Origin of the sequence: Paraburkholderia elongata, assembly GCF_013177735.1 — a bacterium.
GTDB lineage: Bacteria > Pseudomonadota > Gammaproteobacteria > Burkholderiales > Burkholderiaceae > Paraburkholderia > Paraburkholderia elongata.
On record NZ_WOEZ01000336.1, the window covers coordinates 1 to 10421 of the forward strand.

General features: G+C 55.8%; 7 protein-coding genes and 1 pseudogene. 3 read left to right on the forward strand and 5 right to left on the reverse strand.

The genetic code is table 11. The annotated features are described in order from the left end of the window. Positions 1 to 378: 378 nt before the first annotated feature. The 3 genes from GNZ13_RS50940 to GNZ13_RS50950 all read right to left on the reverse strand — a co-directional run bounded on the left by GNZ13_RS50940 (position 379) and on the right by GNZ13_RS50950 (position 2461). Entirely contained in the window at positions 379 to 828 is a 450-nt protein-coding gene (locus GNZ13_RS50940; protein ID WP_172179027.1) for a hypothetical protein, read from the reverse strand. 222 nt (positions 829 to 1050) lie between these two features. Then, the gene (locus tag GNZ13_RS50945) at positions 1051 to 1569 is read right to left on the reverse strand and encodes a carboxymuconolactone decarboxylase family protein (RefSeq protein WP_172179028.1); all 519 of its coding nucleotides are present in this window, start codon (positions 1567 to 1569) and stop codon (positions 1051 to 1053) included. Positions 1570 to 2035: 466 nt separating this feature from the next. Further along, positions 2036 to 2461, reverse strand: a complete 426-nt coding sequence (locus tag GNZ13_RS50950) for a VOC family protein (protein WP_154567982.1) — start codon at positions 2459 to 2461, stop codon at positions 2036 to 2038. A gap of 840 nt (positions 2462 to 3301) precedes the next feature. On the opposite strand from GNZ13_RS50950, the gene GNZ13_RS50955 reads away from it, so the two are divergent. The 3 genes from GNZ13_RS50955 (at position 3302) to GNZ13_RS50965 (ending at position 7991) form a co-directional block, all read left to right on the forward strand. After that, positions 3302 to 3754: a hypothetical protein gene (locus GNZ13_RS50955; RefSeq protein ID WP_172179029.1), complete on the forward strand. Its 453-nt coding sequence runs from the start codon at positions 3302 to 3304 to the stop codon at positions 3752 to 3754. Between the two features lie 527 nt (positions 3755 to 4281). Next, a complete protein-coding gene (locus GNZ13_RS50960; protein ID WP_172179030.1) occupies positions 4282 to 6897 on the forward strand; it encodes an ATP-binding protein in 2616 nt (871 codons plus the stop codon). Between the two features lie 2 nt (positions 6898 to 6899). Beyond that, positions 6900 to 7991: a hypothetical protein gene (locus GNZ13_RS50965; protein ID WP_172179031.1), complete on the forward strand. Its 1092-nt coding sequence runs from the start codon at positions 6900 to 6902 to the stop codon at positions 7989 to 7991. Positions 7992 to 8630: 639 nt separating this feature from the next. Here GNZ13_RS50965 and GNZ13_RS50970 read toward each other — a convergent pair. Continuing rightward, positions 8631 to 9722, reverse strand: coding sequence for a TnsD family Tn7-like transposition protein (locus tag GNZ13_RS50970; protein WP_236002576.1), 1092 nt, complete (start codon positions 9720 to 9722; stop codon positions 8631 to 8633). A 192-nt stretch (positions 9723 to 9914) separates the two neighbouring features. After that, positions 9915 to 10244 (reverse strand): annotated as a pseudogene (locus GNZ13_RS53380) (TniQ family protein); the annotation flags it as partial. Positions 10245 to 10421 lie beyond the last annotated feature (177 nt).

Consider the following 10421-nt stretch of genomic DNA (forward strand, 5'->3'; position numbering starts at 1 on the left):
ATGTTTCGCCCTGGCGCTCGGTGTACAAGCTGCTTTCACTTTCGGCAATCGAATGGCCGTTTGCTGGGGGCGGACCTGCCGTCCGAATGTCCGGGCGACTCGACGGACGAATGACGCTTCTTGGCCGACACGTGTCCGTTGGGGCCAATGTTCATGGCGCCGTCTCAGCAGTTCATCACTCACCCAAGAGGATGTTCACGAACTATCATTCGCGGTGTGCGCGAGCTGTCAAAATGCGCACGCGCTCCCCGTAACGGGGCGGCGACTCACCGACCACATCGGTCCGCGCTGACCCGCCCCCTCTTTGCCGAGCCGCGCGCCCTACGAATCGAAGGCGGGCTGCGCGGTTACGCTTGACAGTAGGATGCCGAATCCCATTTACCTTTCGTGAACCAGCGTATCCGTCCCACCTTGCCGCCTGAATGGCCCTTTCCGCCGAGTCGCGACGTCGCGGGTCACACCTTCGGCGATCTTGTCGCGCTTCAATATCGCGGCGCCGACGTGTGGCTCTGGAGGTGCCGGTGCGGCGGCCACGTGACTGCCGAACTGGAGGCGGTAGAGGGCGGCCGAACGCGGGATTGCGGCTGCCGTGAGCAGCGTCGTGTGTGGCGATCCCGAGCGGGTTCCCCTGCGCTGCGGGGCGGTGAGGTGTTCGGCCAGTTGACGACCGATCGGTACGCTGGCGATGGTTTGTGGGTTTGCCGGTGCGACTGCGGTGGTGAGGTGACAGTGAGTGCCGGGCGCCTGCGACTGGGCAAGGTGCGTTCCTGCGGCCGCTGCTTTGGCGCTTCGACCGACTGAGCGGCACAGTGCGCTCGGTTTTGTCATGGCATGAGCGGCTCGTTCATCCGACGCTCCACACGGTGGTGACGGCTCGGAAGTGTCTACACGTTCCTCGGAAGCTGTCGGCGATGTCTTGGTATTAAACCCGGTATGTCAGCTCCATCTCGACCGTCCCAATGCGACCCAGTCCAGCCATGGATTCTTCGCCACGTTAATGGCAGCTTCCAGGGGCGAACGGCCATCGCCAGAGCTACGCGAACACGAAACCTATATCTTGTCCCACGACGTCGCCGCGTCGTCGAGCGGCACTTCGAGGGTTTCGAGGAAACGAGCCGTCATCATGTAGTGGCCGATCAGGAGCGTCAGCTCGGCCATCTGAGTCTCAGAGAAAAACGCGCGGACGTCGGCAAAGGTCTGTGCTCCAACCTTGATGTCGCGCACGCACTCGTCGACGAATCGCAGAATCGCCTGGGACCGTGCGTCCGAACTGTGTCCCGCTTCGATCGCCGCGATCTCGGCATCACGCCAGCCGGCCTGCCGTGCAAGTGGCAGGTGCTGCATCCGCTCGTATGGGCTGCGGCTGAGCGCGCCCACCCGCAGGATGATCATCTCGCGGTCCTTGTTGCCTATCGCGCCACGCGGGAACGATCCGCCGAGCGAAAGGTAACCAGACGCAGAGCCAGTCGTGCGCAGCAATGCGAGCGTCACGTTCGCGGGGAAACGGTCATATTGCTGCTTCTGGTCTTCCGAAAGCGAGGAAACTGCAGGTAGTTCAATGCGAGACATTTGGATTCCCCCGCTCCTAATTGAAACAGAACCAATGATTTTCGGTGTCGCACCTTATTCAGGCGGGCCGACGATCGTATGGAATAAACCGAACCGAACGCCCAGCTGACGCGTCCCGCCTTTGTGCGACGTCGATGTGTTATATCTTGCGGACTACTCGCCGACCAATACCGCAGACAACCGCGACGGACCCTGGCAGCCGGCTGGCGATCCGCCGGCGTGGCCGACGATATAACTCACACAAGCGACGCGCGAATGGCCGATATTTAAGTATATGCGACGCCCCAACATCTTCATCGATGCGCGTACAAACGACCGTAGATGGCCGAACCCGGTCCGATTGCGAGCTTCCGTAACCGACCCGTTTCGGTCAATCGCACTTCCGCAAAGCAGCCATTTATTCGATGCAGGATTGTCCAAAGCTTGTACGAATAGCGACGGCACACTTGTATCAAGAGGATTGCTTTTAGTGTCGCTTGGGGTTCCACGCTTTGTGCACGAACTCAAGACGGTTGCCGTCGAAGTCGGAGACGTTGGCGGCGTAATAGCCGGGGGCGAAGTAGGTACGATCTGCTGGTTTCCCCTCGTCGATGCCGCCGGCTTTGATTGCAGCTGCGTAGGCGGCGTCGACCAGTTCGTTGGTGTCGCAGACGATGCCGAGGTACAGCCCGGTCTCGCCGGGCTTGCGTTGACGTAGCCAGATGCTTGATCCAACCGCCTTTCCCTTGCCGTACACGTCGTCACCGATGCCGTAAAGATCAGGGACGCCGTCGGGGCCCGAAGCGGAGTCGTAGTTACCGAATACGCTCCAGCCGAGTGGCTTCAAGGTTTCAGAGTAGAAGGCTAGTGACTTGTCGATGTCGGTGACTGAGATGTAAACGTGGTCGATCATTTGGCCGCCTTCGACGTGGATGGGTATGGTTTCTTCATAACTCTATTCGACAGACTGTCCATGCTATTGCGGCGCGTGTGGCAGAGGCATGAGTGTACCCGGGCAAAGTATGGGGCTGGTTGTCGGGAAACCAGCTTGGTCGTCTGTTCCTGGCCGGGTACTGCCTTGATGCGGCAGACCCATGTCGACCCACTCCAGACGTTGCAGCGTGGGCGATCTGAATGGCGGCTTCCAGGGGTTCTTCGGACGTCCGTCTTCTCGCAGACCGCGCCAAGTAATCGGCCAGAAGAAGGCAAGCGTTTGCGCGGACTGGATGGGAGCCACCCGAATCACTTGCAGCGCTCCGCCCAGCGAGGCAAGTCGCCGACGCGTTCTCCTGACGCCGTGATAGCCCGAATGCGCCTACCTGACGATCAGGATGCGCCTGCTGATTGAGAATCCATTCGGTCGAGGTCAGCCACCGCGTATCGATATTTACAAGTAACTTTCAATATAATTTCAAATATCCTATATAAATTAAATGAGCGAAAGGTACTGACGGGACTTTCAGGCCCATCCACTCAGCGGTTGCAGAAGGCACGAGGGTTTCCTATTTTATTGACATGGCTTGAAACGCAGATGCGTAAGGTATTGCACATCGCTGCGCGCCCAACGGTTCCGAGGGAACTCGCTGTTTTTTATTGGTCGCCTCATCGTGCCCCAGTCCTTATATATCTAGAGTAGTGCCAGACGACTGATGAACTGAAAACTTGCTTGCGTCTCCGCAAGGAGATAGCCCAAGCAGTCGGAGTCTAGTCCGTTCTGGGCACGCGAACAATTGTGACAAGAAGGGGATTTCTCATGAGCGCTGACGCTAGGATTAGGATAGTGGGAAGGGTGCGAGAAATTAATAGAGGAACCGAAGAAAAAAAACAGTGGTCGATCGCAGGAAACCCATACGCCAAAAGAAAAAGCATCCAAATTTGGAGATTTGTGGTCGTATCTTTCGACAAGAATGGGAATGTCGCCCAGCGTGCGCCGGTGGAACTGCGCGGTGAATCGATTTTGGGGTTGCTCGATCCAGGAGATGAAGTCGAGATAACGAGCGGCCGTCCATACTATGGAACTACGTGGACCGACCGAGTCTATAACAAGAGTACACACTCTATCGTCAAGGTAGAAGGATCACTGGCGCCACCCATCCCCGCTGAAAACGTTGGGCGTTTTCTAGCCAAAGTGATTCGTAGTCCATTCTTTAAAATTTTGTTATTGGCGTTGACTATATTCGCTTTTTATGTTTTTAAAAAACGTTGAGGCGAAATATGTCGTTCTCTAATTTCCATATCGATTATCTACAGCGAGATTGCGTCGATTTATCGACCTTTGCATGTATGGCGGGGCCGCCACAGCTACGCTGCCTATGGCGTATTCAGTCCATCGGTCGTATTGACAAGCGAGATTCACCGAGCGGAGCGCGACAAACTCGTCTACCCACCGAAGACCTACTAGTTGGACTATACGGCACTAAGATTCCAGTGGCTTTCCTTGTTCGCGGTGAGTCAAAGGGCGTCTCGATCCATTTAGGCACGTGGGTCAACGTGCGGCGTGAGAAAGCTTCCGGGCCCGGGCTTGATGAGAGAAAGGAAATATTGCGCACTGCGTTAAGCGGCGCCTACCCGGCCGTAGAACTTGCGGCTGCAGCAGAACCTCTTCCAAAGTACGCTCTCGCTGGGTTAGCCCTTGGAGTTCCAACCGTACATCCGCCAGATTCGGCTGACGGAGCCTTTCCGCTTGACCGACTAATCCGAGCGCTTACGGGCGACAGTTGGGCATGCCTCGTCTTGGCCGAACCGCTGCAAGAGAGCTCGACAAACCGCGAACGGAATAAATTTATTGAAGAAATAAGGAGCGTCCAAGCGTCTGCACAAGCGGAAAAGGCACCCAGCCCACTTGCGGAGTATTACATTGAGCAACTCAAAGCTGGCCTGCACGCCTGTACGGCCGGCTTGGGAACCGGTATGTGGCGTACTGCTATCTACCTTTTAGGTGACGGCAAGAGCTACTATCGCCTGTCTAGCTTGTGGCGAGGCATCTTTTCGGGTGAGAAGTCACTACCCGAGCCAATACGTGTTTGGGATTGCAATGACGTCAGTAATTTGGCTGAGACTTGGGCTTTGTCCGATACAGAGGGCTCTAAGGGGCCGGGCGATTTCAGACATTTGTTCCAACACCTGAGCTTACTTACGTCGTCACAGTTGGCGGCATACATTCATTTGCCTCAACTAGAAAGCCCGGGATTCAGCGTACACGGAGTGGCGGCGTTTGATACCGTGCCGCAACCAGTCAAGGATGGGCGATCATTAGATATCGGTACGATCACCCATTTTGGGCGTGACACAAGTCAGCCGTATCGAATTACGACAAGTGCCTTGACACAACACGCTTTTGTCGCAGGTGTCACGGGATCCGGAAAGACTCACACTATTCTCAGTTTGCTCAAACAGACCCCTGCGCTCGAGGTCCCGTTCTTGGTCATAGAACCCGCGAAGGCAGAATATCGGTCCCTGATGGACGAACCCAGCCTCAAGGCGGCAATACGGGTCTTTACACTCGGAGACGAACAGATATCACCATTCCGACTAAATCCATTCGAGGTGATCGGTTGGCCGAGCGTTTCGGTAGGCGTTCATATTGACCTCCTACGATCCGTGTTCGGCGCAAGTTTTGGGATGTGGACACCGTTACCGCAAGTCCTAGAACAATGTCTTCACCGGATTTACAGAGATCGCGGCTGGGACATTACGACCAATAGTAACTCTCGCTTGGACAAGAATTCGCGAGTCGGGGACGCATTTCCAACCCTTTCGGAGCTAGCGGCAAAGGTAGATGAAGTCGTTAAGGAACTTGGCCATCCCGCCGAGATTTCCGACAACATCCGGGCAGCACTTCATACGCGAATCGATGGGCTGCGAGCCGGCGGGAAGGGATGCATGCTCGATGTACAGAATTCGATGCCAATGAACTTCCTCATGGAGTATCCCACTGTTGTCGAGTTGCAAGCGATGGGCGATGACGATGATAAGGCGTTTGCTATCGCGCTCTTGCTTGCTCGCCTTTACGAGTATCGGCGAGCAAGCCATGAAGTCCGTTCTTTACGTCACCTTCTGGTGATAGAGGAGGCTCATCGGATATTAACGAATGTCGGAACGCGGAAGAGCCAATGGGAGGCCGACCCTCGCGGTAAAGCTGTCGAAACGTTTGCAAATCTCATATCTGAGATTCGCGCGTACGGGCAGGGCGTAATTGTAGCTGACCAGATACCAATGAAACTTGCACCGGAGGTCATTAAAAACACGAATCTGAAGATCATTCACAGAGTAGTGGCAGCCGACGACCGCGAGGTGCTCGCTGGTGCCACAGCAATGGATGAGCGGCAAACGCGCGCGCTTGCCACATTGACGCTCGGTCAGGCAGTTGTTTTTAGTGAGGGAGACGATACACCGATAATGGTCCGAGTAGCGCCGCCGTCAAATGATGAGCGTTTGCCCGGATCTAATGACGAGCACATAATTGGACCGACTGACGAGGATGTCCGCCTACACATGTTAGCTCAGAAAGAAAAAGAGTGGCGCGAAGACATCGGCGAAACGCTTAGGCAGCGCTTAAAACAGCATGTTGCGAGACTCTCGCCGTTAGACATTGCCGCTAGCATCGCTCATGACGCCGGCCGGAGTCTATGTGCCGATCCCAATTTTCGGCGCGACCTCGTACGCCTCGTTACGTCAATGATCAAATGCGACGAGTCAATTGAACGGCTTTGGGCAGACCTAAAATATCGACAACAAGCATTTAGTCGGTCCGATATAGATAGTGCGGCAGTACTTCGATCAGCGCTAACGCAGGCATCAAAGTGGTATGCCTATCGACGTGCCAGCCAAGGCGGGTGGTCATACTCCGAGGCTGCAGAAGTCGAACGGATGTTAAGCGAAGTGTTGCTCAGTCAGATCGACGGACAGGATCCCGCGTCACCATTGGCGTCTTTCCGCGCATTGATATACGAACTGAGCGAACGTGCGATTGAACCATTTCCCCGCTGCTGGGAGATCTGTGCCAATCATACGTGTTTATATCGAAATGCCGTCGACGATTTTATTGAAGGGAGAAAAAACGAGGATTTGGAAGGCGTTTTTAACAGGGCGTATGTGACGGATGTTCGAACAACCGGCCGCATAGCAGCGGCGCCGAAAGCGCCCACTGAAGAGCCTCCGAAGGCACAGCGGAAGGCTACGTGGGAAATATTGGACGAGGCTTCTAATGAACTCCTTGAGCGAAGACTGCAGAATACAGAAGAAGCAACGCGCATTCGCCTCTGTTATGCGCAACACATGCTAGCTAGTAAATTCGTCGAAGTACATAAGCAAATAATAGGCGAACTTTTGGATACTAAAGGAAGATAGAGATGAGTGATTTAGGCGGCCACACGAAACAAGACACTAAAGAGCGCTCGTCGCAACGAGATTCTGATAAAAATGTGCATCAAACGACGCGGGGCGATCGCGTGACAAATTCTGCTGTGGAATCAGTCGCACGCGGGCATTCCCCTGATAATCAATATAGCGATAATACTGGGCAGGGAGAGGCATGGCCCAGAGCCACAGCAACAGACTACCAGGTCGAAAAGGCTGCGCGCTGCACAAAAGATGATTCTGTAGACTTAGTTAGAGGCCCACATGAATCACGTGAAGAAGCACGTGCAAAACTTGAGCGAGAGGTAACGGAACGCCTTCGCACGGAGGGAGTCGCGCCCACAGAAGCAAACCGCGCCTTAGCAAAAATGTTTTTAATCGCAGAACGACACCCATTCACTGACAATTTACCGACCGATCCGTTTTTTCCGCCACTCGACCGGAACTTCGATGGACTCAAGTCATTTGCGGATAAAGACGCGGCAATAAGAAATCAAGATAACCTTCGGGAACTGATAGGACGTTTTGGTGACCAGTACAAGCGGCTTACCCATGCCAAGGAACGAGTTACTCTCGAACTTGGGGAAGACGCGACTCTAACGTTGGGCTCGGTGGGGAAAGATTTGTTTGGGGATTTAGGGGATCGAACATTAGAACAATTAACCGATGCCGGAATAGAAAAACTGGTTGGAAAAATGACTGACAAACCAGGAGTGCTGTTTCCAGAAGAACTGATGGATGCCCCAGGAGGGGCGGCACTGTCATTATTTAATCTTCTGCAGATTATAAACACCATTTATCGGGAAGGCGAGATAAAGGAGCTTCTAAGAAGTGATAGTCCGGATGCAAGAAAATGGCGTGATGACACGGTCATTTCGCTTTTGGCTGAAAATATGGCATCCCAAAATGTAAGGCAGACATGGGTTGACGAGAGACGCGTGTTGGACCCGGTTCAGGAACATGATCGACTGGTTAATGACTATCGCGCGCTGGAGAACGCACTATCTGCTCATATAAGATACTTGGATATGGCTGGAGACATTGTTCGTCAGGCCAACACGACGATTGGCATGCCACGGCAGTAATGGGAGGCATTATCTTGGACGGGCGTGCATGCCCAGATGAGCGGCAGATTTGGCTGGTGAAATTCCGCCGAGCACACCTGTAGAGCAATCCTCGTCGTGCTGACGGGTTTCACGATCGACAGCCTTGTCTCGGATATTGACATTCGAATGTTCGGCGTCACAAGGCACGGCGGCTAACCGCGCTGATGGGTACGATCTATCACGTTGACCATATCGTGCTACCGGTAAGTCACTTGGTTTGTGGCTTACACAATGAGTTCAATCTCCAGCTGCTACCGGTCCCGATAGTCTGAAGAAGCACAATCGCTACTGGTCGAACATGCCTTAACGCATAGGACAGCCGGATCTTAAAGAACGCGGCTGTCGCGTGATCAAACACTGCTCACGCCGGCCAATGGCCGAAGTTGGGGCCACGCCGACGTTCGAATGCGCACTCGCAGGGTCGCGCCACCGGCAGCTCTTGGCCGATTCCCGCCTGTTGCCAGGACCCACGATCGATCGTTCAGCGGCATTAACGATGACCATCGCTCCGTACCCGCCGACCGCGATCTCTTATGCGCATCCGTTGCCCGTGCGTTCGGGACTGCCGTGGAGAGGCAAATGCCACCTGCCGTCGAGCTTGATTATTCCCGATCCGCCTCAAGTTCGCCGTTGGTACGCGCGCCCACCGATGGCGCGACCCAGCCACGCCGGCGGACCGTCCCATTTTCGTGCAATTCCCAGTTCGGCCAGCTTTCCCACGACGTCGAACTGTGCCGCACGTTGCAACAGAGGCTCCCACCCACAATGCTCGACGATAGCCTGGACGGCGTTATAACCAACGCCCGACAAAATCGCGGCTTCTCTCGCCAGTAGCGTGTCTCCCCGTGCACTCAGCACCGCATACGCCCACCACACGCGCCGCGCCCGGAAATGCCACGTCGACTCCCGGTTTTCCGTAACCCGCATGAGCGTGTTCGGATATCGTTCGCGGTACCGGAGAGTGTCGGCGATGCGCACCGGGAGCGCCGCGAGCAAGCGCTCCTTCGTCACCTGCTGCGGCTTGCCGGGCTTGGCGAGCAGCGCAGCGGCGGTCGTGTCAACATGGGCGGCGAAACGCTCGTCGTCCGGTGACACGATGATCGCTGCCGACGTACCGATAGCTGTCCCCGCTGCCGGCACTGAGAGCGTTTCCAGCAACCACGCCCGGTCATGATCGTAAAGCCACGAGGTGACGCGATACGCCTTGCGCCACAGGTCCTCGATCGTCGTTTCCGGGTTTCTGACAAGTTCGTCTCGTATCCGGCGTCGGTGCGTTGCACTCGGTGTTGAACGCACCGACTTCATGGGACGTACCGAGTCGGCGTCACCCGTCTTTGTGCGACAGACCGGCGTCTCCTCCGGAGTCACGCGCAGCAGGCTCGAGGCGAACTCGTCCCGAGTGCCAAACAGATACATCGCCAGCAGCAGGTGCCGCATAATCGGCATATCGCACACCATGCTGTTGCTAGGTGTAAAGCGGATCCAGAAACTCATCCTCTTCGCGGCGAACGCCGGATCCACCGCAGCGAGAAACGCATCACCCAATTCTTTGATCAGGTGGTTCTGGAACGCTTTCGCTTGTACCTTTGATCCCCATGCGAAACCTAATTCGCGAATGCGATTCTGGTACGCCGCACGCAAGCGAAAGGGCTCCAGCCGGCCCAAGGGGCGGTTGAGCAGATCGTGAGCAAAACGCGCGTAGTGAAGCATAGTCGGTGAGCCCGCGGTGGCGGCATCTCCGGCGCCTGTCACCCGCCAGCCGCAGCGGCAAGCCTGCCAAGGTTGCCGTAGCAGTCGATTGTGAAACTGGAACGGCCGGTGGCAATGCGGGCAGCTCGACAGCAGGTTTGCACCATGCCGCCAACACGCACTGACGCCCGGCACGTGATGCGCACGGTGCCAGTACGCCATCCCAAGCGTACGTAAGTCCTCTTCCACGCAGGCCGTGCATAAATGAGCCTCACCGTGAAGTCCCACAACACGCCGAGGCAATCGGCTCACCATTGCTCCAACGTCTGCCAACGCTGGTTGCGGTGCGTCGCCCAAAAAAGGCTCGAAAAGCGGCCGCAGGGTGTTACGTTCCAAAAGCCGTTGCAGCGCCGCAGCCGGCTCGTCGTCCAGACGAACAGCAAGCCGCCTCAGGGCTGGCGGCACGATTTGCTCAAGCGCAAACGGCATACTGTCGAACAGGTCAAGAAAGGTGTCAGTCTCAATCCGGTTGCCCGAGAGCACGTGATGTCGGGCAACGCGCGACTGGATGGTCTCGTCAGGGAGAGAGGGAAGGCGGTTTCAAAAGTGAAGCGCAACAGGGGGCTAATGAATGGAAGCTGAGTGTATCGAAGCGGTTGCGAGCATACGTTCGAAGACCTCGAATGGCGAATGAAATGCATGGGTAGCGCGAGGTCGGCT